This is a genomic window from Calditerricola yamamurae (assembly GCF_054654135.1).
In genome coordinates this window covers 265,946-281,656 of record NZ_BAAIFH010000003.1, presented here as the reverse complement: position 1 = coordinate 281,656, position 15,711 = coordinate 265,946, and the positions used below count along the sequence as shown (strand labels likewise).

The following is a 15,711-nucleotide window of genomic DNA, read 5'->3' as shown; positions in this document are numbered from 1 at the left end:
CGAGGTGGATGCCGGCAAGCCGGTGGACGTCCAACAGGTGGTTAATGCGGCCACGGCAGCACTGGGCGGGCTTGAGCCGGCGACGGTGGAGACGGGTGGCGGCGGCGAGCGCGTGGCGATGCGCTACGCCGAGACGCTGAGCAAGGACCAGATTGCCGCCCTGCGCCAGGGCCTTACCGACAAACTCGGTTCGACGGTCAACTTTACCGAGAGCACCGTCGATCCCCTGTATGCGCGCGAACTGGCCCAGAAGGCGGCTTGGGCCGTGCTGATCGCCTCCGTGGGCATTGCCCTGTACGTGCTGTTGCGCTTTGAATACCGTTTCGCCGTCGCCGCGCTGGTGTCGCTCTTTCACGACGCTCTGGCGACCATTGCCGCCTTTTGGCTGCTTCGCCTGGAGGTGGACTTGCCGTTCATCGCCGCAGTGCTGACCATCGTCGGGTACTCCATCAACGACACGATCGTGATTTTTGACCGCATCCGGGAAAACATAAAGTACGCGCAGCGGCTGAAGACGGCGGACGATCTGGCGCGCCTCGTGAACGCCAGCCTGAACCAAACTTTGACCCGTTCGGTCAACACGGTGCTCACGGTGCTGTTTACCGCCGTCGCCCTCTTCTTCCTCGGTGGGGAGGGCATTCGCAACTTTTCCCTCGCCCTGATCGTCGGCCTGGTCTCGGGAGCGTACTCGTCCATCTTCGTTGCGAGCCAGCTGTGGTACGAGTGGAAGGTGTGGGAGCTGCGCCGTTCGCGGGCCAAGGCCGTGGAAAGCGCTTCGTGACATGGTATACTAATAACGGATTTGCCAGTGTTTGGCCGCGGGAGACCCCCGCGGTTTTCGATTTCCGTTCGCCCGTTGCGGCGATCGTTGTGATTCGGGGTGGAGGACGTGACGATCGAACGGCGCTTTCGCCTGGCCAGCCGCCTGGCGGTCATGGGCGTCGGCGTGAACGTGCTCTTAGCCGTGGTCAAGGGGCTTGTCGGCGTATGGGCGGGGAGCCGCGCGCTGATCGCCGACGCCGTCAATTCGGCTACCGATGTCGCCGGATCCCTGGCGGTGTGGATCGGGCTGCGCTTAGCCCATCAGCCGCCCTTTTCCTATGTGCGCGACGCCTGGGTTCACGTCAACCCGTTATCACGGAAATGTTCGGATTTCCAAGGTGAAGACCCCGGAAACGGCGGGAAAACAGCGGGCAATCACGTTGTATAATCGAACGTTTACACCGCCTCATCCATCTCGTATAATGAAAGCGGTCCGAGCAAGGAGTGAAGTGCGTGCTGAAGCCCAAGACGCGGTGGCACATGCGGCCGTACGATGAGCAGGCGGCCGAGCGCCTGGCCCGGCTGTGTGGCCTGCCGGTGCTGGCGGCGCGCCTGCTTGTTCAGCGGGGGATCACCAATCCCGAGGAAGCGGAGCGCTTCCTCAACCCGGCCCCGGACCACTTTCACGACCCGTTCCGTCTCGACGGCATGGAACGGGCCGTTTCCCGCATCCGACGGGCCATAGCCGACGACGAGCCGATTCTCATCTACGGCGACTACGACGCGGATGGCGTGACCAGCACGGCGCTCATGATCCACCTCCTGCGCATGCTGGGCGCACGGTTCGCTTACTATGTACCAAACCGCTTTACCGAAGGGTATGGTTTGCATCCGCAGGTGGTCGAATGGGCCGCTGAACAGGGGTTCGGCCTCCTCGTAACCGTCGACACGGGCATTACCGCCGTGGAGGCCGTTGCGCGCGCCCGTGCGCGCGGCGTGGACGTCGTCATCACCGATCATCACGAGCCGCCCCCGGAATTGCCCGATGCCTATGCCGTGATCAACCCGAAAAAGCCGGGCTGCGCGTATCCCTTTGATCAGCTGGCCGGCGTGGGCGTGGCGTTCAAGGTGGCCCACGCGCTCCTGGGCCGTCCGCCTATGGAACTGGTCGACCTCGCCGCGGTGGGCACGATTGCCGACCTCGTTCCGCTGGTGGATGAAAATCGCGTCCTGGCCAAACTGGGGCTCGCGGCATTGAACGGATCGAACCGCCCGGGTTTGCGCGCCCTGCTGCGCGTCAGCGGCCTTGAGGGGAAATCCGTCGACGAGGGACACGTGGCCTTTGCCCTCGGCCCGCGCCTGAACGCCGGCGGTCGGCTGGAGTCGGCCGACGACGCGGTTCGCCTCCTCGCCACCGACGATGCGGCGGAAGCGGAGGCGCTGGCCAAACGCCTCGACGCACTGAACCGGCAGCGGCAGGACCTCGTCGAGCAGATGGCCGCCGAAGCGGCGGAGGAGGTGGCGGCCACCTGCGATTGGTCGCGCGACCGCGCCATTGTGGTGGCGCGGGAAGGGTGGAACATCGGTGTGGTGGGCATCGTTGCCTCCAAACTGGTGGAGCGCTTTTATCGCCCCACGGTGGTGTTGTCCATCGATGCGGCGTCGGGGATGGCCAAGGGTTCCGCGCGGAGCATCGAGGGGTTTGACCTGTATCAAGCCCTCTCCACCTGTCGAGATCTCTTCACCCATTTCGGCGGGCATCCCATGGCCGCCGGCCTGAGCCTGCCCGCCGATGCTATCCCGCATCTGCGCGAGCGGTTCAATGCCGTAGCCAGCGCACGCCTTCGGGACGAGGACCTGGTTCCCGTCACCCATGTGGACGCCGCGTGCACCCTCTCGGAGGTGACCCTCGAAGCGGTGGAGGCGCTGATGCGGCTGGCGCCCTTCGGCGTTGGCAACCCCTGTCCGCGGGTGATCCTTTCCGGCATGCGTCTGGTCCAGTATCGGCGCGTCGGGCGGGACGGGCAGCATCTCAAGGCACTGCTTTCGGACGGCAGCGGCACGTTGGATGCCGTGGGGTTTTCGCTGGGCGAACTGGCCGGTTCGCTCACCCCGGCCGATCGCCTTGACGTGGTGGGGGAGCTGGCCGTCAACGAGTGGAATGGCGTGCGTCGTCCGCAGCTTGTCCTGCGCGATGTGGCCGTTCCCCATGTGCAGGTGTTTGATTGGCGCGGTGCGCCGAATCCCGGGGAAAGGCTGCGTGATGTGCCCGAGCCCCGGCGCACCGCCGTGTTCGTGTTTTCCGACCGGCGCGAACGGGAGCTGGCCTACGTCCTCGACGTTGTCGGGAACGGCCTGCGCGGGGGCCGCGTGATGCCGGATGGCGCGGTGCGATGGGTCAATGCGCCGCCCGTGGCCGACGAGGTGGAACACGTCGTGCTGTACGACCTCCCGACCCATCGGGAGGCGCTGCGCCTGGCGCTGAAGGCTTTTCCGCGTCTGAGCCGCGTGTATTGTTTGTTTGGGGGCGATCCGGAGCGCGCCTTTGGGGCCTTTCCCGGGCGCGAGGCGTTCAAGGTGGTGTACTGCTGCCTTCCCAGCGGCCGGCCGCGGCGGCTTGACGAATCCTTCTTTCGCGCGGTTGCGCGATTTGGTGTCAGGCCCCGCACGGCGCGGTTCATCCTTGAGGTGTTCGCCGAACTCGGCTTGGTGACGCTAACGGCGGAAGGGGTGGTTCGCACGCCCAATCCGGCGCGGCGTCAGCTGGCCGACTCGCGGCGGTACCGCGAAGAGGAAGAGCGGTGCGCCCTGGAGCGCGAACTGGTCTATTCGTCCCAGACGGCGCTGGCGGAGTGGTTTGCCCAGCTGCTGGGCGAGACGGTGAACGAGGAGGCGTTGTGCCATGACCATCAACTTTAAGGAAAAGATTCGCGTCATCCCCGACTTCCCCGAACCGGGCATCCTGTTTAAGGACATCACTACGTTGCTCAAGGACGGCCCCGCATACAAGGCGGCCCTTGACGCCCTGCTGGCCTATGCGCGGGAGAAGGACGTGGAGCTGGTCGTCGGGCCCGAGGCACGCGGCTTTGTGATCGGCGCGCCGCTGGCCTATGCCTTGGGGGTCGGATTCGTGCCGGTGCGCAAGAAGGGCAAGCTGCCGGCGGAGACGGTGGAAGCCCGCTACAGCCTGGAGTACGGCAAAGACGTTCTGGCCATGCACAAGGACGCGGTGAAACCGGGCCAGCGCGTGCTCATCGCCGACGACCTTTTGGCCACGGGGGGAACCATTTCGGCGACAATTTCCCTCGTCGAGCAGCTGGGCGGGCGCGTGGTCGGGTGTGCCTTCCTCATCGAGCTGACGTACCTGAAGGGGCGCGAGCGGCTGGCCGGGTACGACATCTACTCTCTGGTCCAATACTGACGGAAGAAACGGATCGAAGAGGCGGCCTGCACGAGGTGCAGGTCGCTTCTGTTATGTGAAACCTTTACAATGCTCCCGCCCATGGTCGATAATGTACAATAAAATCATGACTATCCGTGCGGAACGAAAAAGGTGATCGGGTTGGGGATTGATGATCTGTTACAGACCGTTCGAACTTACCTGTCGGACGACGGCGTAAACAAAATCGAGCAAGCATACCAGTTTGCGGCCCAAGCCCACGCCGGACAATTCCGCAAGTCGGGCGAGCCGTACATCAGCCACCCCTTGGCGGTGGCGTCCATCCTCGCCGACTTGCAGCTGGATGAGGTGACCATTGTTGCCGCGCTTCTCCACGACACGGTGGAGGATACCGAGGTGACGCTCGACGCGATCCGCGAGCGTTTTGGGGAAGAAGTCGCCCGCCTGGTTGACGGCGTGACCAAATTGCGCCGTTTCAAATATCAGTCTAAGGAAGAACAGCAGGCGGAGAACCACCGCAAGATGCTGGTGGCGATGGCCAAGGACATCCGCGTCATCCTGATCAAGCTGGCCGACCGCCTGCACAACATGCGTACGCTGCAGTACCTTCCGGAGGAAAAACAAAAGCGGATTGCTGAGGAGACCCTGGAAATCTTCGCCCCTCTCGCCCACCGACTGGGCATTGCCTCGATCAAATGGGAGCTGGAGGACATCTCCCTGCGCTACCTCAATCCCCAGCAGTATTACCGCATCGTCAACCTGATGAAGAAAAAGCGCCAAGAGCGGGAGCAGTACCTGGAGGAAGTGATCGCCAAACTGCGCGACAAGCTGAACGAGGTGGGGATCAAGGCCGACATCTCCGGACGGCCCAAGCACATCTACAGCATTTACCGTAAAATGGTTACCCAGAACAAGCAGTTTAACGAAATTTATGACCTCTTGGCCGTGCGCGTCATCGTCGACACCGTCCGCGACTGCTATGCCGTGCTGGGGATCGTCCACACGATGTGGAAACCCATGCCCGGCCGGTTTAAGGATTACATCGCCATGCCCAAGCCGAACATGTACCAGTCCCTGCACACCACGGTGATTGGCCCGAGCGGCGAACCGATGGAGGTGCAGATCCGCACGTGGGAGATGCACCGCACGGCGGAATACGGCATTGCCGCCCACTGGGCGTACAAGGAAGGGCGGACGAAGCTCGATGACCCCTTTGAGAAGAAGCTGTCGTGGTTCCGCGAAATTCTCGAGTGGCAGCAGGATTTCCGCGACGCCCAGGAATTTCTGGAGTCCCTCAAGGTGGACCTGTTTTCCGACCAGGTGTTCGTGTTCACGCCGAAAGGAGACGTCATCGAGCTGCCGAAGGGCGCGGTGCCCCTCGATTTTGCCTACCGCATCCATACCGAGGTGGGGAACCGCTGTATCGGGGCCAAGGTGAACGGCAAGATTGTCCCCCTCGATTACGAGCTGAAGACGGGGGACATCGTTGAGATTTTGACGTCCAAGCACAGTTACGGGCCCAGCCAGGACTGGCTGAAGATCGCCAAGACTAGCCAGGCGCGCAACAAGATTCGGCAGTGGTTCAAGAAGCAGCGCCGCGAGGAGGCGATCGCCAAGGGGCGGGAGGCGATCGCCACCGAACTAGAAAAACACGGAACCGAAGCCAAAGAGATGCTGACGAACGAGAACCTCGCCCGTGTTGCCGGCCAGCTCAATTTCCAAAGCGCCGATGATTTGTTGGCCGCCGTGGGGTACGGGGAAATCTCGCCCGGCTCGATTGCGGGCCGTCTCCGGGAGCACCTGCGTCAGGACCAGGACGAAACCCTCGTCGTTCCCGAGGTGCGTGCCCTGCCGCGCAAAAAGCAGGCCGACAACGGTGTGCGCGTGCAGGGGATGGAAAACCTGCTCGTCCGCTTTTCGCGTTGCTGCAACCCCGTTCCGGGCGACGAAATTCTCGGTTATGTCACACGGGGCCGCGGGGTTTCCATTCACCGGAAGGACTGCCCCAACGTGAAGAACGGGTGCGATCCCGAACGGCTGTTGCCTGCCGAGTGGGAGGTGGGCACGTCCGACGCCTATTACCCGGTGGACATCGAGATCAAAGGCCTGGACCGGCGGGGGCTGCTCAACGAAGTGCTGCAGGCGGTGGCCGAAACGAAGACGAACATTACCGAAGTGCAAGGCCGGACCGACCGCAACCGCCTGGCCAGCATTCACATGACGCTGGCCATTCGCAACCTCGAACATCTGCACCGGGTGGTGGAGCAGATCAAGAAGGTGCGCGACATCTATGCCGTGCAGCGCGTCATGCAGTAGGGCGCGCTTTTTTGTGCGGCCACCCGGGTCCGTCCCAAGGTGCGGCAAGGCTGGAAATGGGCAGAAGGCATAACACCGATGGGCTGAAGAAGAAGGGAGGAGGATTTCGGTGCGCGTGGTGGTGCAGCGGGTGCGCGATGCGCGAGTCACCGTTGGGGGTGAGACGGTCGGCGCCATTGCGCACGGACTTTTGCTGCTGGTGGGGTTTACCCATGGGGATGCGGAAGAGGATCTGGCCTGGATGGCCGAGAAGGTGGTGCATCTGCGCGTCTTTGAGGACGATGCCGGCAAACTGAACCGGTCCTTGCTCGAGGTTGGGGGGGACATCTTGTCGGTGTCCCAGTTTACCCTCTACGGCGATTGCCGGAAGGGGCGCCGCCCCAGTTTCGTCGCCGCGGCGCGTCCGGAAGAGGCACAGCGCCTGTACGAGGCCTTCAACGAGCGTCTGCGCGCGTACGGCGTGCGGGTGGAAACGGGGCGTTTCGGCGCCATGATGGAGGTGACGTTCACCAACGTGGGACCGGTGACCCTCATCCTGGAGTCGCCTTCTCGGGGAACCTGATGCTGTTGTGACAAAACGAACCCCCCTCCGGACAATGCCGGAGGGGGGTTGTGCTTATGGCGTAGACGAGACGGCGGCGCTCGCGAGGGCCGGTTGGGAATGCGGTGCCAAGGCAAAGTAACGGATCAAGCCCTGCACAATGCCCTGTGCGGCGCGTGCTTGAAATTCCGGATCGCGCACGAGGCGCTCTTCATCGGGATGGCTTAAAAAGCCGATTTCGCACAGGATGGCCGGATATGGATTGTTGACGATGACATAATAATTGGCGCGACGCACCTGCAGGTCGCGGAGCCCGATGGCGCGCACCAATTCTTCATGCACCGCCTCGGCCAGTAGGCGAGAGAGCCCATCCTTGGCGTAAAACGTCATGGTTCCGCGCACTGTTTGATCGAGCGCCGAGTTGTGATGGATGCTGATGAACACGTCTCCTTGCATTTGTCGGGCGTAGGCGACCCGTTCGGCCAGGGTAGGATAACTATCGTCTTCTCGCGTCATGAACACTACGGCTCCCAGGTCTTCCAGGCGTGCTTTCACCAATTTTGCCAGCTGAAGATTCACCGTTTTTTCCATTGTACCTAGCGTACGGCCGATGGCCCCCGGGTCCTTGCCGCCGTGACCGGGATCGAGGATGATGCGCTTTCCGCGCAGAACGGCGCTCGGATCGTTGGGTGCGGGTGCCGGATTGGTTCCCGGCGCGTGAATGGGTTGCGGTATCGGCGCCGGGGACGTCGATGGTGCGGGCAAGGCGGGCGTCCCCGTATCCGCGCGCAGGTACTGGCTTGCGACCCAGCCTTTCAGGCTACCGGCCTGGACGCGCCACCAGCCACTGCGCTGCTCAAGGACGGTAACCCGCGTGCCGTTGGGCAGGGACCCGATCACCGCGTACTGGGTGCCGGGACCGCTCCGGACGTTGAGACGCGAAGCGGTAACGATAGCGGTCTTGGCACTCGGGGTTGTGCTGCTTCCGGGCGCCGGGGTGGCGCTGACGGGGCGCACGTACTGACCGGACACCCATCCGGTGCGGCCGTTGGAAAGGCGCACCTGCAGCCAGCCGCCCTGCTGTTTCAGCACCGTCAGGCGGGTGCCGCGTTTCACCTGGCTGGTGATGGCGTAGTTGGTGCCCGGCCCGGAGCGCACGTTGAGGACGGAGGCGGTCACCTCGACGGTCTGAGAGGAGGGTGCCGCCGGTTGTCCGGAGCCTCCCTGGGCGGGCGCCGGGGTGGCGCTGACGGAGCGCACGTACTGACCGGACACCCATCCGGTGCGGCCGTTGGAAAGGCGCACCTGCAGCCAGCCGCCCTGCTGTTTCAGCACCGTCAGGCGGGTGCCGCGTTTCACCTGGCTGGTGATGGCGTAGTTGGTGCCCGGCCCGGAGCGCACGTTGAGGACGGAGGCGGTCACCTCGACGGTCTGAGAGGAGGGTGCCGCCGGTTGTCCGGAGCCTCCCTGGGCGGGCGCCGGGGTGGCGCTGACGGAGCGCACGTACTGACCGGACACCCATCCGGTGCGGCCGTTGGAAAGGCGGACCTGCAGCCAACCGCCCTGCTGTTTCAGCACTGTCAGCAGGGTGTTGCGTTTTACCTGGCTGATGATGGCGTAGTTGGTGCCCGGCCCGGCCCGCACGTTGAGGACGGAGGCCGTGACGGTGACCTGGGAAGCCGCCGCGGCCTGTGCAGGATGGATCAGAATGGGCACCGCAAAGGTTGACGCGAGAAGGGCGAGCGCCATGGCAACCGCCATCCGGCGCAAGTGAAAACGGGCGTTCATGGCGATCGCCTCCTCATGTGATGGTGCATTCCATTTCTACACCATTCGACAGGGACGCGAAAAATCCTGTTCCTTATCGGAAAATGGGTTCTTGGTCCGGGGAAAAATGGTCGGTATGAACCCAATGAATGGGGGCACCCTAACCATGGAACGCGCGAGAGCCGGGGAACGTACTTCACAGGAGGTTGTCGCATGCGCCAACATGACCAGGAGCGGCTGGCGAACGACACGGCGCGACGCCTGATGAGCGTCGATTTTCACGACTTTTTGGAACGCGCCTCCCGCTTGGACGATGTTGAACTGGCGCGGGAATGGGGACTTTCGGTGTGGGAGGTGCGGATGTTGCGCAAGCGCATCCGGCGGCGCTGAGCGCTTTTCATTTCGCGCCAAAAAACCTATAATAACCGTGACGTGAAATGAGCGGTTTACGTGACGTTCCGTGAAGGCATCCCGGGGAATTCCGGGGCTTTTGCGTTTGAAAGGGGAGATGGGCCGGTGCGGCTGTTTGTCGATTGCGCGGATCCCTACGCGCGGGAACTGGAGCTGATTGCCAAGCTCTTCTTTGATGGCCTGTCGTTCGTGCGCGACACGCCGGAGGAGGCTTCCTGGCGCGCCCGTGTAACGGTCGAGGAGGGCGAGGGGTGCAACCCGGTGCGCGCGGTGGCCCAACTCACGACGCCGGAGCGGACCTACCGTGCGGAGCATGAGCGACCCGTGCGCTTGGGGAACGAGGCGCGCGCGCGACAGAAGGCGGCCAAGAAGGCGGCGGCGTACGTGTTCCTTGAAGTCCTCGAACAAGCCACTGGCATCGTCCAGCCCTGGGGCGTGCTCACCGGCGTGCGGCCGACGAAGCTGTACCATCAGTTCGTTCAGGCCGGTTATGCGCCCGAGGAGATCTCCGCCCTTTTGGTCCGTGAGTATCGCCTCGCGCCGGAGAAGGTTGACTTGCTTGCCCGCATTGTTGCGCGTCAGCGGACCGTGCTGCCCGACCTGTATGAGCTGGACCGGGAAGTCAGCCTGTACATTGGCATTCCCTTCTGCCCGACAAAGTGCGCCTACTGCACTTTCCCGGCCTACGACATTCGCGGCCAGCAGGGTTCGGTGGACGACTTTTTGCGCGCCCTCATGGACGAGATCGCCCAGGTGGGCGCGTGGCTGCGCGATCGGGACCTTCCCGTCACGTCGATCTACTTCGGCGGGGGCACGCCGACAAGCATGACCGCCGAGCAGCTGGACACGCTGCTGAAGACCTTGCGCACCCACATGCCGCACATCGACCGGGTGCGCGAGCTGACCGTCGAAGCCGGCCGCCCGGACACGATTACGCCGGAGAAGCTTGCCATATTGAAGACGCACGGCGTTGACCGCATCAGCGTCAACCCCCAATCTTTCACCCAGGCCACACTGGAGGCCATCGGCCGCCATCACACCGTGGAGGAAACGATCGACGCCTTTCACCTTGCGCGCCGGATGGGGGTCGACAACATCAACATGGATCTGATCATCGGCTTGCCCGGCGAGGGCGTCGACCACCTGCGTCACTCCCTGGACATGGTGGGGCAGCTGCAGCCCGATTCCCTCACCATCCACACGCTGGCCTTCAAGCGCGCCTCGGCGATGACGCAGAACCGCGAGGCGTACCGGGTGGCTTCCCGCGAGGAGATCCACCGCATGATGGCGCTGGCCGCCACGTGGACGGCCGCCAACGGGTACCATCCGTACTACCTGTACCGGCAAAAAAATATTCTCGGGAACCTCGAAAATGTGGGCTACGCCAAAGATGGAAAAGAGAGCGTCTACAACATCATCATCATGGAGGAGCGGCACACGATTATTGGCCTTGGCTGCGGTGCAGTAAGCAAGATCATTCCCCCGGGCACGGACCGGGTGATCCGCTTCGCCAATCCCAAGGAACCGAAGGCGTACATCGAACACTACCATGACACGTTGGCCAAAAAGCTGGCCCTGCTGGACGAGGCCTACGGGACGATGGGGATGCGTCGGTAACGGCGATCGAGAAAATGGCAGATGGGTGAGTCACGGTGATCACGCAGATCAACGTTCTACGGGTGTTGGCCGCATTCAGCATCATCGCGATTCACGTCACATCGGGACAAGCAGCGGTGAGTGCCGGCGCGTATTGGGTGAATCAATTGACGCGGTTTGCTTCACCGCTTTTTGTGGTGATGTCCGGGATGGTGCTTGCCGCTAACGAGTGCAAGCGACCGTCTCCTTCGCTTGGTGTTTTTTATCGCAAGCGGTTTTTGCGTGTGCTCATTCCGTATGTTTTCTGGAGTTTCCTTTACGAACTGTATACCCTGTGGTCGCAGGGGCTTCTTTTTGATGGGGCAACGATTCAAGCCGTGTTGCGGGAGCAATTTCCACGAGACCTTTTCTGCGGTACGGCGTTTGTGCATTTGTATTTTATTCTTATAATGGTTCAACTTTATGTACTTTTTCCTTTTTTATTCCGTTTTCTAGCCGTGTGCCCACGCACCGTGCTGGCGGCAGCCTTTTCATTGTCCGCCGCCATGCAAGGGCTCATTTACGCGCACCAGCTAGGCGTGCTAACATTGCCTCGACTCCCGGTTCCTTATGCAGCGCTCTTTTTGCCGTGGCTGTTTTATTTTGTGCTCGGAATGGCGGTGATGGTTTACGAAGAGAAATGGCAAGAGATGTGGCGCAAGCCGGCACGGCACATGACGGTTGTGCTGATGTGGCCACTTTCGTTTTGGCTTTTTGCGGTTGATGGCCTCTTGAGCGGGACGTATGCGGTGAGCATCAAACCGAGTGCGTTTGTCTACGGCATCGTGACCTTTTTGCTGTTCTATCTGATCCTGTTTGTATGGCTTCCAGAGCGCATGTGGGAGCGCGGGCAGAAGGCGTGGCGTTATTTTGCCCAAATGTCCTTTCTCTATTACTTGGTGCATCCCCTTATCATGCAGTCTCTCGTGAAGGCGAGCGAACGTTACGGGGGCGCTTCTCTCTTCCATGGTGGCAAGGGACTGTGCCTGTTGTATGTCCTTACGCTTTTCGGTACGTTGCTGACCAGTTGGCTTGTGGATCGCCTGCCGTTTTCCTACTGGTTGGGCGGAAGACGAAAGACGCTGTCGAGGGAGACCGGTTCCGGGGTCCCCACAAGTGCCTCATATGGGATTCCCTTCGGAAAGGGTGAAGGGGTTTGATAAGTAGGTCTCCGTGGTCCTTATCTGGGGGGCGCGGATGCGCTCTGACAGGGCTATGGAGCGTTGCGGCGCATTTTTGACAACAAACGGTCGGGCGATATAGAATAAGGGAGAACTTGTGCCCAGAGGACGGCTCATGGCAGGGGAAACAACCAATGACGGAAATCCCATGACGGGGACCGAACCGGAGGACCGGCTGTCCAGAGAGGAGGGGCCGCGGCTGCAAGCCCCTCCCTGCCGGTTCCGGGGAGAACGCCCCTGAGGACCTGCGGCGAACGCCGGCGGGAGCGGGCCAGTAGCCGCAGGCGCGCAGCCGGCGTTACCGGCATCGAGGGGGGCGCCCGCTCGTGTGTGGACAAGCGCAGGCGGGCGGCGCCCAAGCAGGGTGGCACCGCGGGTGATGGCGTACATCTCTCGTCCCTGATCGGAGGGGATCAGTGTCGAGGGATGTTTTTCTTTTACGGCAAATCGGTGTCCCCCTCTGGAAGCACGCAGTGGGAACATCGTTTGTGGAGGCAGGGAGGAACGGAGAATGCCCATCCAGAAGCCGCGCGGAACGGAGGATATCCTGCCGGGGCAGTCGGAAGCCTGGCAGTACGTGGAACAGAGAGTCCGGGAATGGTTCACCCGGTACCGGTACCGCGAGATCCGGACGCCGCTTTTTGAGCACACCGAACTCTTCCAGCGCGGCGTCGGCGAGACGACGGACATCGTGGAAAAGGAGATGTACACTTTTGCGGACCGTAAAGGGCGCAGCCTCACCCTGCGCCCGGAGGGGACGGCCGGGGTGGTGCGGGCTTTCGTCGAACACAAGCTGTACGCCGAGCCGGACGTCGTCAAGCTGTACTACCTCGGCCCCATGTTCCGCTATGAACGGCCCCAGGCCGGGCGGCAGCGCCAGTTCCACCAGATTGGGGTGGAGGCTTTTGGCAGTCTTGATGCGCGCCTCGACGCCGAGGTGATGGAATTGGCCTGGCGCATCTTCACCGACCTTGGGGTGCAGAACCTGCGCCTCGACGTGAATAGCGTCGGCTGCCCGGCGTGCCGACCGGCCTACCGCCAGGCGCTGGTGGACCAACTGGCGGGGGTGAAGGACGAGCTGTGCCCTGACTGCCAGTCGCGCCTTCTGCGCAATCCCTTGCGCGTGCTCGACTGCAAGCAGGAGCGGTGCAAGGCGCTGACCCAGGATGCCCCAACGATGCTCGACCACCTGTGCGACAGCTGCCGGACCCATTTTTCCGCCGTGCGGGAGGCGCTTGAGGCGCTCGGCGTCCCGCATACGGTCAACCCGCGTCTGGTGCGTGGCCTCGATTACTACACGCAAACAGCCTTTGAGTTCATCGTTGAAGGAGAGGGCCACCTGGCGGGAACGATTTGCGGCGGCGGGCGGTACAACGGGCTCGTGGCCGAGCTCGGCGGCCCGGACGTGCCGGGCATCGGCTTCGCCTTCGGCGTTGAGCGGCTGCTCTACGTTCTCGCCGCGCAGGGGACTCGCCTTCCCGCCGGTGGCGACCTGGATTGCTTTGTCATTGCCCTGGGTGAGGCGGCTAAGAACCAGGCGCTGTTGCTGGCACAGCGCCTGCGTGCAGCGGGGCTTTCTGCCGACATCGACTACCTCGACCGCAAGCTGAAGGCCCAGTTTAAGGTGGCTGACCGCTACGGCGCGCGGTTTGCCGTCATCCTCGGGGATGACGAGCTTGCCCGCGGCGTTGTGCAGCTGAAGAACCTGGCAACCGGTGAGCAGGATGAGGTGCCACTGGCCGGGGTGGCCGAAGCTGTTTGCCAGCGATTGGACCGGCGAGAAGGATAACCACGTGAGGGGGACATGAAGGGAGGCGATTGCATGTGGACGATCCAGCGCAGCCATTGGTGTGGGGAATTGCGTTCCACGCACGTGGGAACGGAGGTGGCCCTCAACGGCTGGGTGCACCGGCGACGCGACCTGGGTGACCTGATCTTCATCGACCTGCGCGACCGCACCGGGCTGGTGCAGCTCGTCTTCGATCCGTCGATCTCCAAGGAGGCCCACGCCGCGGCGAAGGAGGTGCGCAGCGAGTACGTGCTCGCCGTGCGCGGCCAGGTGGTGGCGCGGACGCCGGAGACGGTTAACCCCAACCTGGCAACCGGGGAAGTGGAGGTGCAGGTGCACGCCGTCGAGGTGGTCAACACGGCCAAGACGCCGCCCTTTGTCCTCGACGACCGCGTGGAAGTGGATGAGAGCGTGCGGCTCAAGTATCGCTACCTCGACCTGCGCCGCCCCGTGTTGCAGCAGACGCTGATGCTGCGCCACCGTGCGGCCAAGGCCTTCCGCGACTTCCTCGACGCCCGGGGGTTTGTGGAGATCGAAACGCCGATGCTGACGCGGTCGACGCCGGAGGGGGCCCGTGACTACCTGGTGCCGAGCCGTGTCCATCCGGGCCAGTTTTACGCGCTGCCCCAGTCACCGCAACTCTTCAAGCAGCTCTTGATGGTGGCCGGTTTTGAGCGCTACTTCCAGATTGTGCGCTGCTTCCGCGACGAGGACCTGCGCGCCGACCGGCAGCCGGAGTTCACCCAGGTGGACATTGAGACGTCCTTCCTGCGCGCTGAGCAGATCCAGGAACTGGTGGAAGAGCTGACGGCCTACGTGTGGAAGGAGACGATCGGCGTGGACGTTCCGCGGCCCTTCCCGCGCCTGTCGTACCAAGAGGCGCTGGACCGCTACGGAACGGACAAGCCGGACATCCGCTTCGGCCTGGAGCTGAAGGACGTATCGGATATCGCCGCCGCGTGTCAGTTCCAGGTGTTCCGCCGCGCCGTGGAGGCCGGCGGTCGCGTGCAGGCCCTCAACGCCAAGGGCTGTGCGGGCTTTAGCCGCAAGGAGATCGCCGCCTACGAGGAGGAGGCCAAGCGCCACGGGGCCAAGGGACTGGCCTATTTGGCGCGCACGGCGGAGGGATGGAAGGGGCCGATTGCCAAGTTCTTTACCGAAGGGGAGCTGGCGGCCCTGGCTGAGCGGCTGGAGGCGAAAGTGGGTGACCTTCTCTTCTTCTGCGCCGACCAGGCCGACGTGGTGGCCGCCGTGCTGGGCAACCTGCGCCTGAAGCTGGGACGGGAGCGGGGGCTCATTCCCGACAACACCTTCGCGTTCCTGTGGGTCACCGATTTCCCCCTTCTCACGTATGACGAAGAAGAAGGGCGCTTTGTGGCCAACCACCATCCCTTCACCATGCCGCGGGAGGACGACATTCCTCTCTTCGACACCGATCCGGCCCGCATCCGCGCCCAGGCCTACGACCTGGTGTGCAACGGATACGAGATCGCCGGCGGCAGCATCCGCATCCACCGGCGCGACGTGCAGGAGAAAATGTTCCGGGCGCTCGGCTTTACCGAGGAGCAGGCGCGGGAGAAGTTCGGCTTTTTGCTTGAAGCCTTCGAATACGGCACACCGCCCCATGGCGGTATCGCCTTCGGGTTTGACCGCGTGGTGATGCTCCTGGCCGGGCGAAGCAATTTGCGGGAGACGATTGCCTTCCCCAAAACGACCAGCGCCGCCGATCTGATGGTCGGCGCGCCGTCGCCCGTCGATCCGCGGCAGCTGGACGAGCTGCGCATCGCGGTTATCGACGAGGCGCGCGCCACCCGTTGAACCGGGGGGGCCTCTCGGTAGACGGCATTGTCGCAATGCACTGAACGGGCCCGTAGCGATTTCGATTTTGGGCGCGGCTTTTGTCGGCAGG

General features: G+C 63.1%; 11 protein-coding genes and 1 pseudogene. 11 read left to right on the top strand and 1 reads right to left on the bottom strand.

Going from position 1 to position 15,711, the window contains the following annotated elements:
- The 6 genes and pseudogenes from secF to dtd form a co-directional block, all read left to right on the top strand.
- On the top strand, window positions 1–781 hold a 781-nt coding region (secF, locus tag ACYQ0Z_RS01435), incomplete at its 5' end, for a protein translocase subunit SecF (RefSeq protein ID WP_459863697.1).
- A gap of 153 nt (window positions 782–934) precedes the next feature.
- Window positions 935–1,093, top strand: a pseudogene (locus ACYQ0Z_RS01430) (cation efflux transmembrane domain-containing protein); the annotation flags it as partial.
- Between the two features lie 182 nt (window positions 1,094–1,275).
- A complete protein-coding gene (recJ, locus tag ACYQ0Z_RS01425; protein ID WP_459863695.1) occupies window positions 1,276–3,681 on the top strand; it encodes a single-stranded-DNA-specific exonuclease RecJ in 2,406 nt (801 codons plus the stop codon).
- A complete protein-coding gene (locus ACYQ0Z_RS01420) occupies window positions 3,665–4,183 on the top strand; it encodes an adenine phosphoribosyltransferase (RefSeq protein WP_459863693.1) in 519 nt (172 codons plus the stop codon). Before recJ ends, ACYQ0Z_RS01420 begins: the two co-directional genes overlap by 17 nt.
- Before the next feature lie 141 nt (window positions 4,184–4,324).
- Window positions 4,325–6,478 carry a RelA/SpoT family protein gene (locus ACYQ0Z_RS01415; RefSeq protein WP_459863691.1) on the top strand — a complete coding sequence of 718 codons (2,154 nt, stop codon included), beginning with the start codon at window positions 4,325–4,327 and terminating at the stop codon, window positions 6,476–6,478.
- A 109-nt stretch (window positions 6,479–6,587) separates the two neighbouring features.
- On the top strand, window positions 6,588–7,040 hold the full coding sequence (gene dtd, locus ACYQ0Z_RS01410; RefSeq protein WP_459863690.1) for a D-aminoacyl-tRNA deacylase: 453 nt from the start codon (window positions 6,588–6,590) through the stop codon (window positions 7,038–7,040).
- A gap of 54 nt (window positions 7,041–7,094) precedes the next feature.
- On the opposite strand, the gene ACYQ0Z_RS01405 is transcribed toward dtd, so the two are convergent.
- Window positions 7,095–8,807, bottom strand: coding sequence for an N-acetylmuramoyl-L-alanine amidase family protein (locus ACYQ0Z_RS01405; RefSeq protein ID WP_459863688.1), 1,713 nt, complete (start codon window positions 8,805–8,807; stop codon window positions 7,095–7,097).
- A 192-nt stretch (window positions 8,808–8,999) separates the two neighbouring features.
- Between ACYQ0Z_RS01405 and ACYQ0Z_RS01400 the strand changes: the two genes are divergently transcribed.
- The 5 genes from ACYQ0Z_RS01400 (at window position 9,000) to aspS (ending at window position 15,620) form a co-directional block, all read left to right on the top strand.
- A complete protein-coding gene (locus ACYQ0Z_RS01400; protein WP_459863686.1) occupies window positions 9,000–9,176 on the top strand; it encodes a hypothetical protein in 177 nt (58 codons plus the stop codon).
- A 126-nt stretch (window positions 9,177–9,302) separates the two neighbouring features.
- On the top strand, window positions 9,303–10,814 hold the full coding sequence (locus ACYQ0Z_RS01395; RefSeq protein ID WP_459863684.1) for a coproporphyrinogen III oxidase: 1,512 nt from the start codon (window positions 9,303–9,305) through the stop codon (window positions 10,812–10,814).
- Window positions 10,815–10,849: 35 nt separating this feature from the next.
- The gene (locus ACYQ0Z_RS01390) at window positions 10,850–11,992 is read left to right on the top strand and encodes an acyltransferase (protein WP_459863682.1); all 1,143 of its coding nucleotides are present in this window, start codon (window positions 10,850–10,852) and stop codon (window positions 11,990–11,992) included.
- Window positions 11,993–12,524: 532 nt separating this feature from the next.
- Window positions 12,525–13,802, top strand: coding sequence for a histidine--tRNA ligase (gene hisS, locus ACYQ0Z_RS01385; protein WP_459863680.1), 1,278 nt, complete (start codon window positions 12,525–12,527; stop codon window positions 13,800–13,802).
- A gap of 42 nt (window positions 13,803–13,844) precedes the next feature.
- Window positions 13,845–15,620, top strand: coding sequence for an aspartate--tRNA ligase (aspS, locus tag ACYQ0Z_RS01380; protein ID WP_459863714.1), 1,776 nt, complete (start codon window positions 13,845–13,847; stop codon window positions 15,618–15,620).
- Window positions 15,621–15,711 lie beyond the last annotated feature (91 nt).